Origin of the sequence: Acidithiobacillus concretivorus (assembly GCF_018853445.1) — a bacterium.
Classification (GTDB): Bacteria; Pseudomonadota; Gammaproteobacteria; order Acidithiobacillales; family Acidithiobacillaceae; genus Acidithiobacillus; species Acidithiobacillus concretivorus.
Genome location: NZ_JABELD010000061.1, coordinates 1 through 20,607, shown reverse-complemented (window position 1 = coordinate 20,607; position 20,607 = coordinate 1). Strand labels below are relative to the sequence as shown.

At 48.2% G+C, this 20,607-nt stretch carries 16 protein-coding genes and 1 tRNA gene; 14 read left to right on the top strand and 3 right to left on the bottom strand.

Annotated elements, in window-relative coordinates; translation table 11 throughout:
• Positions 1-163 precede the first annotated feature (163 nt).
• Entirely contained in the window at positions 164-2,134 is a 1,971-nt protein-coding gene (gene acs / locus HJG40_RS08520) for an acetate--CoA ligase (protein WP_215863788.1), read from the bottom strand.
• 106 nt (positions 2,135-2,240) lie between these two features.
• Positions 2,241-4,229, bottom strand: coding sequence for a monovalent cation:proton antiporter family protein (locus tag HJG40_RS08515; RefSeq protein WP_215863787.1), 1,989 nt, complete (start codon positions 4,227-4,229; stop codon positions 2,241-2,243).
• 158 nt (positions 4,230-4,387) lie between these two features.
• On the opposite strand from HJG40_RS08515, the gene rfaD reads away from it, so the two are divergent.
• Genes rfaD through HJG40_RS08500 form a run of 3 tightly spaced genes read left to right on the top strand, consistent with a single transcriptional unit; the run spans position 4,388 to position 6,784 of the window.
• On the top strand, positions 4,388-5,377 hold the full coding sequence (gene rfaD / locus HJG40_RS08510) for an ADP-glyceromanno-heptose 6-epimerase (RefSeq protein ID WP_215863786.1): 990 nt from the start codon (positions 4,388-4,390) through the stop codon (positions 5,375-5,377).
• Complete coding sequence (locus HJG40_RS08505) at positions 5,377-6,387, top strand: NAD-dependent epimerase (protein WP_226857322.1); 1,011 nt, start codon at positions 5,377-5,379, stop codon at positions 6,385-6,387. The genes rfaD and HJG40_RS08505 overlap by 1 nt, the downstream gene beginning before the upstream one ends.
• The gene (locus HJG40_RS08500) at positions 6,371-6,784 is read left to right on the top strand and encodes a hypothetical protein (RefSeq protein WP_226857321.1); all 414 of its coding nucleotides are present in this window, start codon (positions 6,371-6,373) and stop codon (positions 6,782-6,784) included. The genes HJG40_RS08505 and HJG40_RS08500 overlap by 17 nt, the downstream gene beginning before the upstream one ends.
• On the opposite strand, the gene HJG40_RS08495 is transcribed toward HJG40_RS08500, so the two are convergent.
• Entirely contained in the window at positions 6,785-7,897 is a 1,113-nt protein-coding gene (locus HJG40_RS08495; RefSeq protein ID WP_215863785.1) for a fatty acid desaturase, read from the bottom strand.
• Between the two features lie 233 nt (positions 7,898-8,130).
• On the opposite strand from HJG40_RS08495, the gene HJG40_RS08490 reads away from it, so the two are divergent.
• From HJG40_RS08490 to HJG40_RS08440, 11 genes are all read left to right on the top strand, one after another.
• Entirely contained in the window at positions 8,131-8,430 is a 300-nt protein-coding gene (locus HJG40_RS08490; protein ID WP_215863784.1) for a hypothetical protein, read from the top strand.
• Positions 8,431-8,477: 47 nt separating this feature from the next.
• Entirely contained in the window at positions 8,478-9,032 is a 555-nt protein-coding gene (locus HJG40_RS15085) for a c-type cytochrome (RefSeq protein WP_226857320.1), read from the top strand.
• Between the two features lie 46 nt (positions 9,033-9,078).
• Positions 9,079-10,302, top strand: coding sequence for an MFS transporter (locus HJG40_RS08480; protein WP_215863783.1), 1,224 nt, complete (start codon positions 9,079-9,081; stop codon positions 10,300-10,302).
• A gap of 72 nt (positions 10,303-10,374) precedes the next feature.
• Complete coding sequence (dacB, locus tag HJG40_RS08475) at positions 10,375-11,916, top strand: D-alanyl-D-alanine carboxypeptidase/D-alanyl-D-alanine endopeptidase (RefSeq protein ID WP_215863782.1); 1,542 nt, start codon at positions 10,375-10,377, stop codon at positions 11,914-11,916.
• 40 nt (positions 11,917-11,956) lie between these two features.
• Positions 11,957-12,214 carry a DUF3293 domain-containing protein gene (locus HJG40_RS08470; protein WP_215863781.1) on the top strand — a complete coding sequence of 86 codons (258 nt, stop codon included), beginning with the start codon at positions 11,957-11,959 and terminating at the stop codon, positions 12,212-12,214.
• Between the two features lie 102 nt (positions 12,215-12,316).
• A complete protein-coding gene (locus HJG40_RS08465; protein WP_215863780.1) occupies positions 12,317-12,577 on the top strand; it encodes a hypothetical protein in 261 nt (86 codons plus the stop codon).
• Between the two features lie 71 nt (positions 12,578-12,648).
• The gene (locus HJG40_RS08460; protein ID WP_226857319.1) at positions 12,649-14,490 is read left to right on the top strand and encodes an autotransporter assembly complex protein TamA; all 1,842 of its coding nucleotides are present in this window, start codon (positions 12,649-12,651) and stop codon (positions 14,488-14,490) included.
• Positions 14,490-18,041: a translocation/assembly module TamB domain-containing protein gene (locus HJG40_RS08455; RefSeq protein WP_226857324.1), complete on the top strand. Its 3,552-nt coding sequence runs from the start codon at positions 14,490-14,492 to the stop codon at positions 18,039-18,041. The genes HJG40_RS08460 and HJG40_RS08455 overlap by 1 nt, the downstream gene beginning before the upstream one ends.
• Positions 18,042-18,061: 20 nt before the next feature.
• A complete protein-coding gene (locus HJG40_RS08450; protein ID WP_215863779.1) occupies positions 18,062-19,177 on the top strand; it encodes an NAD(P)/FAD-dependent oxidoreductase in 1,116 nt (371 codons plus the stop codon).
• 42 nt (positions 19,178-19,219) lie between these two features.
• Positions 19,220-19,645, top strand: a complete 426-nt coding sequence (locus HJG40_RS08445) for a Fur family transcriptional regulator (protein ID WP_215863778.1) — start codon at positions 19,220-19,222, stop codon at positions 19,643-19,645.
• A 55-nt stretch (positions 19,646-19,700) separates the two neighbouring features.
• A tRNA-Lys gene (locus HJG40_RS08440) sits at positions 19,701-19,776 on the top strand.
• Positions 19,777-20,607: the final 831 nt, after the last annotated feature.

Sequence of the window (20,607 nt, the reverse complement as noted above, 5' to 3'; positions counted from 1 at the left end):
CGCCGTTGTTGTTCTTGGTGAAATCCTGCGCCCGTCAGGAGAGCTGTCTGAGCCCAAAGGGCGAGTTCTCTCCTGACAGCAGGATGAGCCTTAGAACAACAGGCAAGGGACGTTGGCGCAAAAAGCCTCCCGGCCCATCGCCGTGTTCAGGACTATGTGTCGCTCAACTTTTGTCCTGAGCCCCCAGTTGCTGCAGGGTGCCTGCATCTTCCAGGGTGCTGATGTCCTGCGTAACATCCTCGCCCCGGGCAATGGAGCGTAATAGCCGACGCATGATTTTGCCCGAGCGGGTTTTAGGCAGAGCGTCGGTAAAGCGAATATCATCCGGCCGGGCAATGGCACCAATTAATTCCGTAACCTGCACCCGTAATGCCGCGCCAAGCTCATCCCGATCATCTCCTTGATGTTGATGTTTCAGTATAACAAAAGCACAAACAGCTTCTCCCTTGATTTCATGGGGAATACCCACCACCGCTGCTTCGGCTACTGCCGGATGGGCGACCAGGGCTGATTCTATTTCGGCTGTGCCCAGGCGATGCCCGGAAACATTGAGCACGTCGTCAATGCGGCCCATGACCCAAAAATAGCCGTCCTGATCCTTACGGGCGCTATCACCGGCCACATAGTAACGATTATTGAATTTGGCCCAATAACTTTCGATATAACGCTCCGGATTACCCCAGACTCCACGCAACATACCCGGCCAAGGTTGATCCATTACCAGATATCCCCCAGCGTCGGGAGCGTCAACAGGATCTCCCTGGTCATCGACAATTCGGGCACTGATACCGGGTAAGGGGAGGGCACAAGAGCCTGGTTTACTGGCGACAACGCCGGGAAGCGGCGCGATCATGTGACCACCGGTTTCAGTTTGCCACCAGGTATCTACAATGGGGCAACGCCCGCCACCAATTTGCTGAAAATACCACATCCAAGCTTCAGGATTCATGGGCTCACCGACGGTACCCAGCAGACGCAAACTCGACAAATCATGTCTGGCCGGCCATTCATCGCCCATTTTCATGAAAGCCCGGACGGCAGTAGGTGCCGTGTAAAGGACGCTGACTCCATGGCGGGCTATCATTTCCCAGAAACGGTCGGGCTGGGGATACATGGGCGCGCCTTCATACATGAAAATGGTAGCGCCATTGGCGAGAGGACCATACACCACATAACTGTGTCCGGTAATCCAGCCGATATCTGCCGTGCACCAGTACACATCATCGGGCTTCAGATCAAAAGCCCAACGGGTAGTCAGCAAAGTCCAGAGCAAATAACCGGCGCTACTGTGAAAAACGCCCTTGGGTTTGCCGGTACTGCCAGACGTATAGAGAATAAATAGTGGGTCTTCTGCAGCCATGGGCAGAGCAGGGCAGGCGGCACTTTGTCCGGCAACGGCTTCCTCCCACCAGATGTCGCGCCCTTCCTGCATGTCAATGTCGGCACCGGTTTGGCGCAGGACAATGACCCGTTTTACGGAATGTTCGTGTTCGCGCAGCAAGGCCTGATCGGCGTGATGTTTGAGAGGCACTTTTTTGCCGCCACGCCAGGCTCCATCTGCGGTAATAAGCATCACTGCCGACGTATCTTCAAGACGATCCTTGAGCGCCTCGGCAGAAAAGCCGCCAAATACTACCGTATGAATGGCACCAAGACGGGCGCAGGCCAGCATCGCCACGACGGCTTCCGGGACCATGGGCATATAAATGGCGACCCGATCACCTTTTTTGACACCTTGATGGATGAGTGCATTGGTAAAAATGCTCACTTCCCGATGTAACTGCGCATAGGTGAGGGTGCGGATTTCTCCTGATTCACCCTCCCAAATCAGTGCCGCTTTATGGCGCTGTGCGCCATGCAGATGACGATCCAGGCAGTTATGGGTCACATTGAGCTTGCCGTCGCTGAACCAGCGATAAAACGGCGCGTCGCTTGAGTCCAGTACAGCTTTGAACTCCGTGTCCCAGTCCAGATGCTGGCGCGCCAGATCAGCCCAAAATTGCTGAGGATCGCGTGCTGCTTTTTGTTGGAGTTCTGCAAACTCCTCTGCGGTCAGGTTTGCCTGGGCGGCAAAATCTGCGGGTACTGCGAAAAGGCGGTTTTCGGTCAGACTGGAATCAATGGCATTAGTCATAAATCACTCTCAATTTTTTTGTGTGGTCTGTATATTCAGGTAATGCTTTAACATAGCATAGCGAAAAGCGTTCTTGGACTATTCGGTTATTGGTCCGCTTGAAAACTTATGCGGTAACCGCAGTTTCCTGAGCGGTATTGCCTTCAAGAACATACAGTTCGGCTTTCGTCAGTGCTGCGGGGCTACCAAATAAAACCAGTACGTCTCCTGATTTCAATACGGTATCCGGGGCCGGATCGCGCCCGCGAATACCGTGCCGCCGCACGGCCACCACAGACACGCCAAAACTGGTTAAATTCAATTCGCGAAGGCTAAGGTGCAAGCCAAAAGCAGTTTCTCCCAACGGGATAGAAGCCAGTCGCGCCGAAGCCTGGTCTTCGCCGGGTTCAGAACCACCCCAAAATGCGCCCCGAAAGAACTGATAGCGCTCCTGACGAAAACGTCTGACCCGACGCAATACCGTGCTGATGGGGAAACCAATGAGTAATAAGGTCTGAGAGGCGAGCATCAAGGCCCCTTCGTTTACTTCCGGCACGACTTCATCGGCTCCGGCAGCTTCCAGTTTTTCCAGTTGACTGTCATCATGAGCACGCACCACTACTGGTAATTCTGGTCTCAACTCTTTGATGATGGAAAGAACCCGCTGACTGGACGCCACATTGGCATAGGTGATCACCACCGCCCGCGCCGAGAAAATCCCCGCTGCCTGCAAAACGTCCCGCCGACTGGCATCTCCATAAAATATGGACTCTCCCGCAGACTGCGCTTGGCGTACCCGCACCGGATCCAGATCCAGGGCAATAAAAGGGATAGCTTCTTCTTCCAGCAACCTTCCGACACTTTGACCAACCCGACCATATCCACAAAGCACTACGTGGGCTTTGAGATCAGCAGCGCGTATTTCAGTGAGTTGCTGATCACGATGATTACGATAACTTCCCACCAATTTGCGCGCAATCCAGCCATTACGCTCTACCAGAATGGGTGCCAACATCATGGATAGCAACATACCGCCTAACACAGGCTGCAACACATGCGCGGGTAACAATTGATATTGATTGGCCAGTGCCAGCAATACAAAACCAAATTCTCCGGCCTGCGCAAGTACAATAGCCGAGCGTAATGCCACTCCGGATTCATAACCGAATAATCGACTCAACCCCCAAACCAAAAAGCCTTTTAGAAACACAATCAGCAACAAAACAATGAGCACCCAGGCAATATTCGCCCACCAGGCGGGCAAATCCACCAACATCCCGATGGTGACAAAAAACAGCCCCAGTAGAATATCGCGAAAAGGCGCAATATCTGCTTCCACCTGATAGCGATAGGCGGTTTCGGAAATCAGCATGCCCGCTACAAATGCGCCCAAAGCCAAAGAAAGCCCGGCCTGTTCCGTAATCCAGGCCAGAGCCAGGGTCACCAATAACACATTGAGCATAAATAACTCAGTAGATTTGCGGTTGGCAATCAACTGAAACCAGGGCCGCATTATCGGCCGGCCAATGACCAGCAACACCAATAACACCAGCACCGCTTTCAGCCCAGCCATGGCAAGATCATGAGGAAGGTCTTTGGCGGACCCTGCCAGCGCCGGAATCAGAATCAGCAGGGGTACTACAGCCAAATCCTGAAATAACAACACACTGACCGCTATGCGGCCATGACGGGACTGCATTTCCATTTTCTCGGCCAATGCACGGATCACCATGGCTGTCGATGACATCGCCAGAATACCCCCAAGTATCACGCCGGTTTTCCAGGAAAGGGGAATAATCAGGGCAATACCCACAAAAATAATGCTGGTGAGCAAAACCTGAGCAGCACCCATGCCAAAAATCAGTCGCCTCATGCTCATGAATTGCGAAAGGCTGAATTCCAGACCGATGCTGAACATCAGAAACACCACACCAAATGCTGCCAGTTGCCGGGTGCTGGCCAGATCGGGCACGACAGCAAGAGCATGCGGCCCGAGAATGACTCCGGTCAGCAGATAAGCAAATACTGCGGGCAACTGCAAAAAACGCAGGACCCCCACGAGTATCACGCCCGTAGCGAGCAGCAAGATGATGATTAGCAGTCCCTGATCGTGCATAGGTCTCCTGAGCAAGAACGCCAGAATCTGAATCATGGCGCTTGAGTGGTTTTCTTAGGTAGGGTCGATTGAGTATTTGCACTCCCCGAAAGGGATATGGGCTTATGTTCGGCAGCTGCCCACTTTCTGTTATCATAACCGCAAAAGGAGAATCGCGCATGTATATTGTCACGGGCGGAGCTGGATTCATCGGCGCTAATATTGTTTATTCACTGAATCAACAGGGTATTTCTGACATTCTCGTGGTCGATCACCTGACCCGCGCAGACAAGTTTCTCAACCTCACCGATCTGGAAATTGCCGACTACATGGAAGCTGAGCGCCTTCTGGAGTTGATTGAGAGTGATCAGCTGCAAGGCGTTGAAGCCGTTTTCCATGAAGGCGCCTGCTCCGATACCATGGCCACGGATGGTCGTTATGTCATGGAAAACAATTATGCTTTCAGCAAGGCGTTGCTGCATTGGTGTCAACGGCACAATATTCCTTTCCTGTATGCTTCCAGTGCTTCTGTTTACGGCATGACCGGAAGTTTTACGGAACAACGCCAAGCCGAATCTCCCCTGAATATTTATGGTTTCAGCAAGTTTCAGTTTGATCAGTATTTACGGCGCATGTGGACTGAGTTGAAGGCCCCGGTACATGGATTTCGCTACTTTAACGTCTATGGTCCCCGGGAGTTTCATAAGGGTCGCATGGCTTCCGTAGCTATGCATTTTTACAAACAATATCGGTTGGATGGGCATGTGCATCTGTTCGCGGGCAGTGCAGGTTATGAGGATGGTGAGCAACGCCGGGATTTTATTCACGTAGATGACGTAGTATCCGTCAATTTGCACTTTCTGGATCATCCACGCAGCGGTATTTATAACGTGGGTACAGGGCAGGCCCAAAGCTTCAATGATGTGGCTGTCACTGTGGTCAACAGCATGCGGCGTATGGCCGGTGAGGAAACTCACGATTTACCCGGCCTGCAAAAATCCCAAACCATTCGCTATATCAGCATGCCTGAAGCACTGCATGGTAAATATCAAAGTTTCACGCAGGCAGACATTCGCCAATTACGTGCTGCTGGTTACAGCCAAACCTTTCTCTCCGTAGAACAGGGCGTGGAGCGTTACATCGACTGGCTTTCTGAACGGGACCAATAATGGCAAAGCGGGTACTTATCACCGGCGTTGCCGGATTCATTGGATTTCACCTGGCGCGGCGTCTGCTGGCCGATGGATGGATTGTGCAGGGGATTGATAATCTTAACGACTATTATGATCCCAACCTCAAAAAAGATCGTCTCGCTCAATTGGAAGGCCATCCAGCTTTTCAGTTTAAAAAAATCGATCTGGCAGATCGCTCCGCCATGGAAACGCTTTTTGCGGGCCCCCATTTTGATGTGGTGATTCATCTGGCCGCTCAGGCTGGTGTGCGCTATTCATTGCAGGCTCCGCACAGTTATGTGGACAGTAATGTGACTGGTTTTTTGCACATCCTTGAGGGATGTCGAGCGCAAAAGGTTGAGCATCTGCTTTTTGCGTCGTCCAGCTCTGTGTATGGTGCTAATAGTCAACTCCCTTACAGCGTTCACGATCCGGTGGATCATCCGGTCAGTCTCTATGCGGCTACCAAGCGGGCAGGGGAGTTGATGGCTCATAGTTATGCGCACCTGTATGGAATTCCTTGCACGGGCCTGCGTTTTTTTACCGTATATGGTCCCTGGGGAAGGCCGGACATGGCGTATTTCAGCTTCACCCAAAAAATTCTGGCTGGCGAAAAAATTCCGGTATTCAATCATGGAAAAATGCAGCGAGATTTTACCTATATTGACGACATCATAGAAGGTGTTTCCCGTCTTATTCCAAAAATACCCAGCCCACAGAACTTCTGGCCTGCAGATCCTGCGTCCAGTGCCGCGCCTTTTCAGATACACAATATTGGAAATCATACACCGATAGCTCTGACGGACTTTATTCAAACGCTGGAAGCGTGTCTGGATAAAAAAGCAGCAATCGAATGGTTGCCCATGCAAGATGGAGATGTGGTAGCTACTTACGCGGATGTTTCCGCGCTTCAGGAAGCCGTTGCTTTTGCTCCGGATACTTCCTTGCGCACAGGACTGCAACACTTTGTGGACTGGTACCGCCAGTATTATGGCAATGCCCAATAAGCCTCTTCATCTTCAATCCATTCATTTACGCAGCCGCACAGAATTTATTTGGCATCAACTGCGTTATACCGCCATTGGGCTGGGTTTTATGGCCATCTCTTTGGGGGTTGGTATCCTGGGTTATCATTTTCTGGGGCAGATCACCTGGATCAACAGCCTGCTCAATGCCAGCATGATTCTGAGTGGTATGGGGCCGGTATCCGGCCTGCATGGAACTGTCGCCAAGCTCTTTGCCAGCGCCTATGCTCTATATTCGGGTATTGTCTATCTGGCAGTATCTGCTGTTCTTCTTTACCCGATCGTCATGAGGCTCCTGAAGATTTTACATCTTCAGGCACTGAATACCGTTTCAAATGATGCCCATACCAAGCCGAACGTGAATGTCGATGATGAATAATCAACAGGCTGTTTTCCCGGGGTAAATATCGGCACCGACTGAAACACTCTTCTCAGAGTTTTTTTGTTGCACCCAACTGCGTCCGGAACGAAAACTCATCCATTGCTTTGTATCATAATCATAGAGTTTGCAGTCACTGAATATTCGACGCACCGATCTAAAACTAAAACGCATTTCATGTAGATAGATACCATAGGCCGAGCGCAGATCTTCATAAGCTGCTTCAAGATGATAATACGGGATGCGCGGATCTACATGATGGGGCGCATGAATCAGAATGTTATGAATAAGCATCTCGCTGATTTTTGAACAACGTACGACCGTACTGCAATATAGTTGGCCAACACTTTGACTCCACTCTTCTTTTTCCATAAAAAAGGGAATGTCTGGGTGCGTGTGATGAAGATAAACAAAAAGGGCAATGTAATAATTGAAAACCAGAAAGGGGAGCAGCACTGCTGCAACAAAGCCCATCGGACCTGATACCCACCAACAGAATGTCGAGAATACCAAGAAAAACAGTGCAGTTATGATTTTACTTAAGGTAAAAGCCCGCCTGTTTTTCTGGTCTGCCTTGAAACGCACCATTCCGGGCCACCATACTCGCAGCAGATAATGCAAGGCACAGGTATAGGGGCTCCGCTCCAGTCGATATATCCATTTTTGAAAGGTGTTTTTTTGGCGATATTCCTGGGGGGTTAATGGTTTCCAGATCCAGTCAATGGGGCTCAGACTGGTAAACCCATGATGGACGCGATTATGTCCAAAAGCCCATAGCCGATACATATTGAAGGAAGGCAACATGAACAGCGTTCCCAATACTTCGGCCAGATGCCGATTTTCAAATAATGCCCCATGTGCGGCATCATGGGCCCAAACAAACATGAAAGCGACAGCAGATCCTGCCACCAAGCCGAGCAGTAGCTGTGCCCACCAATGGGGAATCAGCAATATGCCCGCAATTGCCGCTACATATAGAACTGCGTCAAAAGCATAGCTGAACAAAGCCTTGCGGATATCGCGTTGATAACATTCCGGACGAATAACCTGGCGTACAGTCTGAATTTTGAGTGATTTCAATACCTCAAAGTGTTTTGCTGGATCTGCTTCCATCTGAGTCGCCCCTATATAAATATAATAGTACATCATTATACATATTAAACCGCGATCACCAAGGGTTTTTGAGTATCCTGTTGAGCCGGTCTTGGAACTCACTGTCATACCGGCTGACAGGGCCGGTATTTGGCATGGGAAAAATTAGTGCTAACATGATAGGGTCATTTGCGCTATAAATGATGTGTAACTGATGCTGTCATCCTGTATTAACTATTAGGAGAGTGAAAGAAATGTTGGATATCGCTAAGATCAAACCTGTTGCTCGTATTGTTCTGGTAGCTGGCGCCATTGCTTTGGCATCGGCCTGCGCCAAGAAAGAAGACACCACTGCTGCTGCGGATAGTAGTGCGACCACCACGACAGAATCTGCTGCTCCGGCGTCCACGACCAGCACCGACACCAGTGCTGCCGCTGCGCCGATGGAATCAGCTGCGCCCGATACCAGCGCAGACAGCAGTGCTGCGGCCACCAGCAGTTCCGATTCTTCGGATACCGCTGCCAGCGACAGCTCCGGCGCTTCAACAGACTAAGTTGTTACAAGGGTATTCCATAACCAGAAAAGGGAGGAGGCGTATTTATGATGAACGTACGTAATATCAGTCCGGTCATGCGTCTTTTGGTACTCGCCAGCGTGGTAACTCTCGCTGCTGCTTGTGCCAAGAAGGAAGAGTCCACCACAGCGTCCAGTGATAGCTCCGCTACCAGCTCGGCCATGAGTAGTGACCAGGGTTCTGGATCTACCCAAAGTGATGACAGCACCGGATCAACCACCTCGCCATCCAGTTTTGATGTGCAGGGAGGGAGCGGGCATTTTGTGAAAGTGGCTGCATCTGCTGCCACTATGAATACGGATCAGATGGCTAAAGCAAAATCCTTGGCAGAAGCTAAGGGTTGTTTTGCCTGTCATCAGGTTGAGGCTAAGGTGGTTGGGCCGGCATTTGCTTGGGTTGCCTACAAATACAAGGGTAATCCCAAGGCGGTTGCCACGCTGAGTCATGCCATTGAACATGGTGTATCGGGTGTATGGGGTGGAATGCCGATGCCAGCACAAAGCGTGACACCAGCTCAGGCTAAAGAATTGGCTGCCTGGGTACTGGCGCAAAAGCCTATTGCTCCGCCAAAATCGGCCTGACATTTTTCAGGCCCGTTAAAACCCCCGCCCAGCGGGGGTTTTTTATATGGAAAATGCTGTGGGTATAAAATTTAAAAAACTTTCCTGGATTGCCAGTACTTACTACGCCGAAGGACTACCTTATTCTTTGGTGCAACAGGTTTCTGTGCAGTTTTTTACTTATGCTGGTGCCAGCCTTCAGGTTATTGGCTTGCTATCATTTTTTGGGTTGCCCTGGAATCTGAAACTATTCTGGAGCCCGGTCATTGATTTATTCGGGAATAAAAAACGCTGGCTGGTAGTCATGGAGTTGATTTTAGGCGTGGTAGCCGCCTTGCTGATATGGCCCGCACAGCATCTTAACCTGGATCTGGCTGCGAAAATTTTTATTCTGATGGCTTTTATGTCAGCAACGCACGATATGTCTGTCGATGGTTATTATATTCAGACCCTTGATACGGCTGATCAGGCGGGTTTTTCCGGGCTTAGGGTGGCCGCTTATCGGGTGGCAATGCTGGTAGGTAATGGTGCACTGGTCATTTTAGCGGGATGGATATCATGGACAGCCTGTTTTTTGACTGCGGCAGCCATGATGTGGGGACTGGCCGGCTTTCATAAATGGATACTGCCGGTACCACCACCCGCCAATAAGCAACTTCACGGTCATCGCTGGGCGGCGGTGCGGGAAGCGTTTCAAACCTATTTGGCACAGCCCGGCATTGTTTGGGCATTGGCCTTTATTCTCTTGTTTAGAGCCGGGGATGCCATGATGTTCGCTATGGTTACCCCTTTCCTGAATCATCTGGGTTACGGATTAATTGCGCGCGGAATTCTCACTGGCAGTGTCGGTACGGTGACTGGTATTGGAGGGGCATTACTGGGTGGTCTCATTATTTCGCGTTGGGGTTTAAAAAGAGCCCTTTTTCCACTTACCTTAATTCAGTCTCTGGCCATACCGGCCTATGCCTGGCTGGCCTGGGCAGATCCATCTATCTGGTGGGTGGGCGTTACCATCGCCTTTGAACAAGGTTCAGCCGGATTGGGTACCGCTGTACTTATGGTTTTTTTAATGCAACGCTGCCAGGAGAATTATCAAGCCACTCATTTTGCCATCGGTTCAGCTTTGATGTCTGTGGCTGCCACCGTAGTAGGAGGTTTTAGTGGCTTTCTCGCCGCGAAAGTTGGATTCGTCGATTTTTTTCTTTTGGCTTTTGTGGCCGCGATACCCAGCCTTTTACTGGCAATAGGGATGCCGGACAAGCTCTATCAGGACAAGAAATCCCCAATATAAAACCATCAAAAAGGAGCGTTAGACATGTTGCTTAATGGGTCGAAGGGAAAATCATCAGACTGGTTGATAAACATGATTAGTTTGGGTTTATTGTTGGGGATGCTGGGACTGTGTGGAGTCAGCCAGGCGGCAACCAATGAGACTAATGAGTCCAGCGCCAATGGCGAGCATTGGAGTATTGCACTGCGCAGCATTCATGATGCCCACCTTTTGCTGAATCAGGAAGCCACGCATAGTCAATTGCCTGCATCAACGGCCAAGTTGTTGACCACTGCCTATATTTTTCAGGTATTAGGGGCGGAGGCCAGGCAACATACTCTGGTTTTAGGAACAGTTGAACCGACCGGAAAAGTAACTGGACCACTGATTGTGCTGGGCGATGGAGACCCCGATATTTCCAGTCGACATTTTCCATTTGTAGAAAAAACCGAGCGCGGTGATCCCATGCTACCGCTGCGGAGCATCGCCAAGAGTCTCTACGCACGTGGCGTTCGTTATATTCCTGACGGTATTGTCGTGGATGCTGGAAAGTTTCCAGAAGACCACCATATACCGGGTTGGACGTTAGATGATCAGCGTTTCTGGTATGGAGCGCCGGTCAGCGCATTGATGTTCAATGACGCCATGGTCAGTGTTGATCTGCTTCCCGCACGACGGGCGGGTAGATTCGCCACAGCAAAAATTACGCCCAATCCACTGAATACCATCATTAACCAGGTGGAAACCGTTGATCAGCAAGGAGAAGAACGACCTGTTCAACTCATTCAATCCGGCAACCAATATCAGCTTATTGGTGCCATACGTGCCAATACGGGAGGATTTTCTGCATTATTGGCACAACCCGATCCACCTTATTTTGCGGCATTAGCCCTGCGGCAAGCCGCAGAAGAGGAGGGGATAGTGGTTGGGCCGACAATCAGTGTTGACCGTCGCCCCAGTTCGGATGCTTGGCGTGCCAGATATCCAGGCACTACGATTCTTGCCGAAAGAGTGTCACCGTCACTTGCAGATGAGCTAACGGTAGCTAACAAAGTCAGTGAAAATACGCATGTAGAAGTTTTACTGAGAGATGCGGATTTGTGGCGAGGGGGTGACGGCAGTCGTAGCTCTGCCATGCAAGGATTACACAACTGGTTAATACAATCAGGTATCCTGAACAATGATTCTTCACAACTCATGGATGGTTCCGGTTTGTCGCGACTAGACCGCCTTAGTGCCAATGATTTGGTGTCAGCATTGACGTATTCCTATCAGCAATCCTGGGGCAAGATCTGGCGTGATTCTTTGCCCGTTGCGGCAGTAGATGGCACCTTAAGGCATCGTTTCCGTGATCTGCCAAAAGGCTCCATAAGAGCCAAAACAGGAACATTACGCAATGCAGTCACGCTCGCCGGATTACTCCGCAATAAATCAGGGGAAGATTATGCCTTCGCGATTATGGTCGATCATTTCCAAGGCTCCGAGGCTGAGGCCAGAGCCCGGGTGGACCAAGTCGTGCGCGACATCATCCTGGGGAAAAGCCAATTATCGTCTGCAAGCGACTCATCAACACACCGCAGACGCTTTGGATTTGGTCTACCGAAAAAGCCATTATCTGCTGCCCGATCAGCGTAGCCTCCATATCGGTGGCCCGGCGTATGGAGTGCGTGCCGCAATGATTACGGCCTGGAATCCACGGTCAAGGCCATTGAGCCCATGGCAAAACAGAAAAAGACAACACCGTTTATTCAGGATATTGGATGCCAACGGCTATCGATTCCTACGATCCTTGTGCGGTGTTGATGCGTGGTGGGAGGAAAGCGTGATTGTGTATGCTATGAATGAATCAAAAGCAGCTAAGCTTGCTCGACAATTTGGACAAAAGGCTTTTGTCTATCTGGATGGAAGGCGTGTATGGCTGATGTATGTTTGATTGTTTGGTTCGTATAATGTTTATTATGTTAAATTATAAAAATGAACTTCAACCAGGGATGATGGTCCCACCATGTAACAGAGTAATTTCAGAGGGAGCGAAATGACACACTACTCTATATCAGGCAATCGGGCACCATGGTGGGTGCGTTTGCTGACCGTCATGGTTGGTATGGTGTTATTGATTGGTTTATTTTTTTTCGCCATTTTCGCATTTATTGCAGTGGCGATCCTGGGTGCAAGCGGCATGATTTTCCTCTGGTGGCAAAAACGCAAGATGCGCAAAACCCCCAATCAGGACATTGTGGTCACCCAATATCGGGAAATTCACCAAAACACATCTCCTTTCGATAGAGAAAAATAGTTTCAGACAGAGCGTGTTCCTGCTCCCCTGCATTTGCTGAAAATCATGTTAGAATCAATGTGACCGACAAGATGAGTCCAGCACATGGAGATGCAGGAGGCCTTCTGATAAAAATACATTCAAGAACAATGCATTACTTAAAATATAAAATTCGTGCCTCGTCAGCATTCGGGGGAGCATTTGTCTTGTTGCTGGTTTTTTTTTCGGCCCCCGCACTGGCCGATGTCGTTCATTTTGGATTTGAGGATGTCCCTGGTGCGATGGCGGATAAGCTGAACAAAGCACTACCCCCCGTAACCATTGGCGACAAGTCAGACCGCCTTGAAGAAACAGAAATGGCCGCCAGCCTTCGGCTCAAAGATGCATTACAAGCCTATGGATACTATGACTCAACATGGAAAATCAATAAAAAAATTACCAGCCCTAAAAATTATCTATTGCAATTTTCAATTTCATTGGGCAAGCCGATTATTGTTCGAAAAATAGATCTCAAAAAATCTGGAACGGGTAGTAATACGCCATCTATAATTTATCTTTTTAAGACTTTTCCACTAAAAGATGGTGCTGTGCTTAATCAAATCGATTATGAAGAGTGGAAAGGTAAAACGTTAGAGTCGTTAAATAGACAAGGCTATGCCAAAGCAGAATATACTCGCCATGAAATATTAATTGATAAAAAGGAATTATGGTCGGATATATATCTATGGTTAAATACCGGGCCGCGTTTTCGTTTTGGTTCTATCAATGTTCATGGTGCAGAGCATTATCCCCGATGGTTTGTAGAACGTTATGTTTCTTTCAAGGAGGGAGACTGGTACGCACCTGCAGCACTGGCGGTTACTCAAAGTAATCTGCGTAATGCGGATCGTTTTTCAGATATTTCCGTACAAGGCGATTTGAAGGCAGAAAAAAACAACATTGTTCCTGTTAGTATTAATTTGAAAAGTATGCCAGCACAACATATTAAGATTGGTGCAGGTTATAGTACCGATATTGGCCCTAATGCAGCATTGATTTATGATAATTTTAATGCTTTTGATGAAGCCCAGCATGTACGTATTTCTCTTTTGGCGGCGCAACTTAACCGCAATGCCAGCCTACTGTATAAATGGCCTATCGGAAAAAATATAGGATCAGAATATGTGGCACAAGCCAGCTACCAGAATCAAACGCTGACTGCTTACGACAGTAATGAGATACTGGCGAGTATTGGCAGACAGTGGTCATTGCGTGATGACAATAATCGCAATAAAACCACCACTCTGGAAGCTTTGGTTAATTTTGAGCAAGCTAACTACACAGTTGCAGATGAAGTCAATAACAGTTTTTATATTTACCCGTCCCTACAATATACGATCCAGGATTTTCGCAATGTATTACGACCCATCTCGGGATATTCGCTCACTGCTCGCGCAGAAGGGGCCAGTAAAATATGGGGGAGCACCGCTAATTTTGTTCGGTTCAGTGCTCGAGGTAGCTGGAATGTACGTATTAACAGGCAGTGGGTCATAGGCACAAGAGCAAAAGTGGGTGCGATGTGGTTAAATAGCCCCATACGTTTTTTACCACCTAACTTGCGATTTTTTGCGGGTGGACAAAACAGTCTTCCCGGTTACGCCTATCAGTCACAGGGTCCTGTAGATAGCGATGGAGCGGTTGAAGGTGGCAGATTACTAGCTGTGGCTGGCTTCAATGTTCAACGTTTTGTCAGTAAAAATTGGGCAGTTGTCGCTTTTTATGATGCGGGCAATGCTTTCAACAGTTTCTCAGATTTGCACGTTCTTCAAGATGTAGGAATAGGCTTTCGCTGGTATTCTCCAGTTGGTCCTATACGTTTTGATCTGGCCCATCCCTTGGTAAATCCTAAGGCTCCGGCTGTACGGATTGCTTTTTCAGTGGGATTTAGCCTGTGATGCGCTTCAGAAACCTGGCTATTTTAATTTTTATCTGTATTTTAGGGATTATTTTTTCTGCCCTATTTTGGTTGTTGAATACCAATAACGGTGCACGCTGGGCATTGGCTCAAGTTCCACATTTAAATGCAAAAAAAATCAGTGGAACTTTAATGGATGGTTTAAAAATATCAGAGTTGAACTGGTCCAGCAGATCTTCCCGCTTTACCGCTCAAAATTTGCAGTGGGCATTGCATCCTAGTCATTTATTATGGGGAGAGCTAGATGTTGCAGACCTTAAAATTGTTAATGGCCAACTATACCTACCAAAATCTTCCTCAAAGCCAAGTAAACTGAATCTTGCTTGGCCAGCCTTACCGCTGTGGTCACGATTCATCGCAATACATGTTGGACCAACTACTATTGAAAAATTACAGGTTTGGCAAGGACAGAAAACTGCTCTTAGATTAACGAGCAGCACTCTTAAAAATGTCTCATGGAATCGTGGAAATATCCATATTAACGAACTCAGAGCACATCTTTCCGCTGGTCAGTTGAAATTTTCTGCGCAAGTCCAAATGGAAAAACGCAGTCTCACCACCACGGGGGACTGGATTGAGCCCTCCCCTGCGCATACTAGCCTCCATTGGAGTGCGGCATGGCATGGATTAAGCGACAATACATTTGGTGGCCCAATTAAGCTAATATTTAATCAGAAAAATTCACTGAGTAGCATCAGCAGCCTGATTCAGATTGCTCCGCACCAAATTGTATTGAATTCTATGGAGTTAAAAAATCTATCCCTCAGCAAAACTACCACCGGCTTCTGGAAAATAGACCTTCCAGAGAATAGCGCTGGTGACTTCACGGCATACGGAAAACTGAGCAACATCGTAGTTAAAGATATACCGAAGTCTGTACCGACCGGTCCTTTGTCATTGCAAATATACTTGCATGGGAAAATTAATCATTATATTGGTGCATTTGCGGTGAATGGATCTCCAAAATTTGGTGGTATTCAAGGGAATCTTGAAGGTAGCAATACCGGCCTACAATATGATTACACGGGGAACATGCTCGGTGCGAAACTGCTACCCGCTAAATTAAAAATAGATTGGCAACCGTTGATGAATGTTCAGGGTGAATTGCGGCTTAGAGGTTTACGAAATCAACTTATTTTTCCTACTGTTCCCGGCCAGTTGTCCTGTAATATGATCATAAATGCTGCGCAAGCAGCAAAAAGCATGAAAGGACGCATCCAATTGCAGGTGTTACCTAGTCAAATATATAAAACCAATCTGGTGGGTAATGCAGATCTGAAATTCTCTGGAAATCAGTGGGATTTGCAAAAGGCGAATATTCGTGGGCCAGGGTTAACCATCAATGCTTCTGGAAATTTGCAGAAACATCTGTCATTTTCTTTGAATATTGAAAATTGGCAAATGTTAACACCTGATGCCCGTGGTTCAACAAGTGCCCACGGATGGATTGCGCAGTCCGATCATAACTGGGTTGGTAGTATAAAAGCTCACGCACAAAAACTGCTTTATTCGGGGATTGCAATCCGAAAAGTTGATGCCCAAGCCTCTCTTCTTACTGATGATAGCCTGCAAGCCAATCTGCAGATGGAAGGCGCAGAATATAAAAGGTATCTGATCAACCTGCATTCACAAGCTCATGGCACTTTGGCGCAATTTGGAATGGATATTGAAGCGCAATCAGATGGTAATCAATTTACTCTACTTAGTTTGGTAAAACATTCTCATTCAACATGGAATCTGTTATTAAACCAAAGCCATTTTCAAAGCAAGCGCCTCGGACTTTGGCAACTGGAGCATCCTTCGAACTTATCCTGGAATTCCGGTGTCATTCGAATCAGCCCAATCGTATTCAATGATACTCATGGATCAAAGATCAGCGCTCAAGGACTTTATAACCCAGCGCAAAATCTGGCGAGTTTAAATTTGAATATTTTATCTCTTCCGCTGGATTTTAACCAAAAAAATAACGATATATCTCTTGATGGATATTTAAATACCCATTTACAAGCACAATGTCATGGTGTCTGTCATGCTGAGGGTAACTGGGATTTTGAGAAAACCCAATTGCACTGGTTATCTGATAACGTATCTCAATCCATTCATTTGCAGCAGTTCAGCGGCCAAGTGCGTTGGCAACCCAAAAATCTAACCTTAACATCTCGCCTGGTATTGCAAAAAAATTGGGGCTCTGCGCAAGTTCACCTGCATAGTCCGGTTACCCTCTCCCTGCCCTGGCGATGGAATGAGCAAGCGGCACTTCAAGCGACCGTTCAGGCAACACTTGGCGCTCCTCTTTTTGCGGCTTTGCCCATTGGAACCCTGAAAATGCGTGCCCAAGGTAGTGGCAATATAGAAGGAGATCTCACCGGAACATGGGCAGATCCCAAATGGCACGGCACTGCAGAATTACAAGGACTTGGCTTATATGTTCCGCAAGCCGGGCTCGATTTACAAGATGTTGGGGCCAAACTGCTAGGCAATGGTCAAGAGTTGCAAATCAGTGACATGCACGCAACTTCGGGAACAGGTCGTATTTCAGGAAACGGTGCCATCTACATGCGACCCGAAACACATTTTGCCTTGAGCATAGCTGGCCATGAATTTACGGCCTTGAATCTTCCTCAAGTACAGGCGGCCGTCAGCCCCGATCTTCATATTGATGGAACCTTACAAAAAATAAATATTGGGGGTGCCATTCATACGAATCGCCTGCGTATTCTTGGTACAGACTTTAACGGACCAAAACCTTCCAGTGATGTGGTTTTTGTTAAAAATATCAAGAAAAATAATGCAGGCCCTGCTCTAAGTGTGAATTTGCAGGTCACTCTAGGCAATAATGCCAAAGTCTTCATTAGTGGCTTACGTGCCGATTTGGTTGGGGCCCTGGATGTCAGGATGCAGGATGGACATAGTCCTGCTGTAAAAGGAATATTGCGCATGGTAAATGGTCATTATGATATTTATGGCCATCGTCTTGATTTTGAACGAGGTTCTATTAATTTCCATGGGGCCGCCAGTCAGGCTAATCTGGATGTACTCGCAGTACGCACCATCAAAAACTCTGACAGTTTTGCCGTGGATAATACGCCGGTGAAAGCTGGTGTTCAGGTAACGGGGACTTTACAGGTGCCACAAGTGAACCTCTATTCCAATCCATCCATGTCTCAGGCCGATATTTTGTCTTATCTGCTTCTCGGCACGCCTTCAAGTGGTCTGGGTAATCAGGATGAATTACTCTCGGCTGCGGCAGGCACGCTCTTTTCTGCCAGTCGTGCGGCGCTTTTCGGAAATAGTCTGAGTAATAGTGGTATTGATGTTGGCGTAACCTCTAACGGTCAACAAGGTTTGTCTGGAGCCATGGTTACCCTGGGCCATTATCTGACGCCGGATTTATATCTGAGTGTAGGACAATCGGTGATGGGAAACGGAACGGTTGCCAGGTTGCGTTATCGAGTGAGTAAGCATATCGAATTACAAACTGAAAATGGCACCCAGAATGGTGCAAACATATTTTATCGGATAGATTTTTAAATCATCATGGAGCCTTTTTGGTGTTGAAAAAACGAGAAAGCATCGTCCTGATCGGGGCTGGAGTCATTGGAATGCTTGCCGCCGTTCGGCTTGCTGAGGCAGGTTTTGCCGTAACTATTGTGGATCAGGGACAAATCGGCCGTGAGGCATCCTGGGCGGGTGGTGGAATTCTCAGCCCTCTTTATCCCTGGCATTATCCTCCAGAACTACTGCAACTAGCATTTTATAGCATGTCGCTTCATCATGCTCTTTCTTCGGAGTTAGCCTCTCTCACAAATATTGATCCTCAGTGGACCCTATCCGGATTGCGCATTATTGAGGGAGAAAAAGAAATTTTACCTGACGATATCAGCACTTGGGGACAAAATTGGGGCCTGAACTGGCAAGTCTCTGACTGCAAAGCTACAACTAAAAAAATCCTCTGGTGCCCTGAAGTGGCACAAGTGCGGAATCCCCGCCTGCTATCCGCCCTGTCCGAACGCTGTCGACAGCTTGACATTAAACTACTTGAACATACTGAAATCACGGGCTTTAAACGTAAAAACGAACAACTGCTTGGCGTGGAAAGTAATCAGGGATTTATAGCTTCAGATAAGGCTATAGTGACAGCCGGCGCATGGACCGGAAAATTACTTGAACAAATTGATATTCATCTGCAAATTTATCCGGTACGTGGCCAAATGCTGTTGCTGCAAGGGTCTCCAGGCATGCTTGATTCCATGTTGATGCAAGATAATCACTATTTGGTACAAAGACAGGATGGTCTCATTCTAGCTGGCAGCACCAGTGAAAACGTGCAATTTGACAAGTCTCTTACGCCGCTAGCACGGCAAACATTGTGGAATTTTGCGCGCGACCAGCTTTCTGGCTTAACTAGTTCCAGCATCCTCAGACAATGGTCGGGACTGCGACCGGGTAGTCAAGAAAGTGTTCCCTATATAGGCCCCCTACCCGGCTGGAACGGCCTGTATGTTGCTGCCGGTCATTTTCGTTATGGCCTCACCAATGCGCCGGCAACAGCAGAAATACTCACTTGCCTGCTCACCGACAAGGCGCCCCCCATTGATACTACCCCTTATAATCCGGCAACATATTATCAGAATGGGGGGCCAGGTCTTCCCCTGATCACTGGATAGAGCTACAATTATAACCAGTTTAGAATTATAGAGGGACCACACATGGACAATCAGGGTTGGAATAAGCAGCGTGTTTTGGAAACGTTACGAGATGCAGGTGTTAATCCCACCAGTCAGCGTGTGGAGATTGGCTACGCCCTCTTCTCTTCATGCGCCCATCTTTCTGCAGAAGAAATCATGCAGCGAGTCAATGCTGATTATCCCGTAGTCTCCAAGGCCACGGTGTACAACACGCTAGGTTTATTTGCAGATCACTCATTGGTTCGTGAAGTCATTGTAGAACCAGGCAAAGTCTTCTACGACCCCAATGTGTCCATGCACCACCATTTCTATCATGTGGATACCGGCCAATTACAGGATATTCCTGCAAGTTCCCTGCAAATAAGCAAGCTTCCTGACATACCTGCTGAAACTGAAGTGGAAAATGTCGAGGTCGTCATCCGTCTCCGTCAACGCGTAGCTAATTAGATTGATTAAACACCTCTTGCCTTCCTTTTCTAAATCCTTATAATGCGTTGTCCTTGGGTTGTTAGCTCAGTTGGTAGAGCAGCTGACTCTTAATCAGCGGGTCGTGGGTTCGATCCCCTCACAACCCACCAATAAAAACAATGGCCTAGAGAATTTCTCTGGGCCATTTTAGTTTTCAGGGTCAACATTTGGGTCAACTTTTTGGGAATGTGATTAAAGGTCTCTCCTGCTAGACTTTCGATTGAGCGCAATAGAAAAGAGCCGCTTTATGATCCCGATTGATCAAGAATGCCACTTTAGCGGATTAACCAGACTGAAGCGTTCATTGGATAAACCTAGAAAAAGCAGTTACGGTCCGCCAAGGGCTGGAAGAGCCCTAGGTGGTGGCTATGGTTTTGGGTAATTTGGGCAACGATGTAGCCGACAAGAAGATCCCAGGGATTTGCTCCCATAAACCGCTCCGCAGTCCCCCAGATGGTCTTTAACCTGTTGCAAATATTTTCAATTCCGCGTTCGATCTTTTTTTGTGCAGCGTGCATCGGGGTCAAATACAGGTGGGTTTGGCCCGCATGTTTTGTGCTCCGGTCAATGGCGGACAGCAGTAATGGGCGATTGGCGATAGCCTTCTCCCGCATTTTGCGGGTGTTTTCCTGCGCCCCTATCGGGCGAACCTCAATCACCAAAGAAAGCTTCATCTTATCAGATGGATATGGTCATTTCAGTAGGGTTAACTGCTGTTTTTAGGCTGAAGACTTCACAGCGAATACAGGGTGGGCTCAGGACAAGCAGGGAGACGGCTGTCTTCTGTTGGGTTGGGAGCGGATCCAACTCCAAAATCGTAAGCGTCTAAGCAACCCACCTTCCCAAACTTTCTGACCTGACCGATCCTGCCCCGCATACAGCGAGAAGGGGTGGGTATGACGAAGGAAGAGAAGGCCACATATTGGCGGCAGCAAGTAGAC

Bases quoted from the DNA above. Each gene is read 5' to 3' on its own strand.
- acs (WP_215863788.1), bottom strand. From the start codon at position 2,134: ATGACTAATGCCATTGATTCCAGTCTGACCGAAAACCGCCTTTTCGCA.
- HJG40_RS08515 (WP_215863787.1), bottom strand. From the start codon at position 4,229: ATGCACGATCAGGGACTGCTAATCATCATCTTGCTGCTCGCTACGGGC.
- rfaD (WP_215863786.1), top strand. From the start codon at position 4,388: ATGTATATTGTCACGGGCGGAGCTGGATTCATCGGCGCTAATATTGTT.
- HJG40_RS08505 (WP_226857322.1), top strand. From the start codon at position 5,377: ATGGCAAAGCGGGTACTTATCACCGGCGTTGCCGGATTCATTGGATTT.
- HJG40_RS08500 (WP_226857321.1), top strand. From the start codon at position 6,371: ATGGCAATGCCCAATAAGCCTCTTCATCTTCAATCCATTCATTTACGC.
- HJG40_RS08495 (WP_215863785.1), bottom strand. From the start codon at position 7,897: ATGGAAGCAGATCCAGCAAAACACTTTGAGGTATTGAAATCACTCAAA.
- HJG40_RS08490 (WP_215863784.1), top strand. From the start codon at position 8,131: ATGTTGGATATCGCTAAGATCAAACCTGTTGCTCGTATTGTTCTGGTA.
- HJG40_RS15085 (WP_226857320.1), top strand. From the start codon at position 8,478: ATGATGAACGTACGTAATATCAGTCCGGTCATGCGTCTTTTGGTACTC.
- HJG40_RS08480 (WP_215863783.1), top strand. From the start codon at position 9,079: ATGGAAAATGCTGTGGGTATAAAATTTAAAAAACTTTCCTGGATTGCC.
- dacB (WP_215863782.1), top strand. From the start codon at position 10,375: ATGATTAGTTTGGGTTTATTGTTGGGGATGCTGGGACTGTGTGGAGTC.
- HJG40_RS08470 (WP_215863781.1), top strand. From the start codon at position 11,957: ATGATTACGGCCTGGAATCCACGGTCAAGGCCATTGAGCCCATGGCAA.
- HJG40_RS08465 (WP_215863780.1), top strand. From the start codon at position 12,317: ATGACACACTACTCTATATCAGGCAATCGGGCACCATGGTGGGTGCGT.
- HJG40_RS08460 (WP_226857319.1), top strand. From the start codon at position 12,649: ATGAGTCCAGCACATGGAGATGCAGGAGGCCTTCTGATAAAAATACAT.
- HJG40_RS08455 (WP_226857324.1), top strand. From the start codon at position 14,490: ATGCGCTTCAGAAACCTGGCTATTTTAATTTTTATCTGTATTTTAGGG.
- HJG40_RS08445 (WP_215863778.1), top strand. From the start codon at position 19,220: ATGGACAATCAGGGTTGGAATAAGCAGCGTGTTTTGGAAACGTTACGA.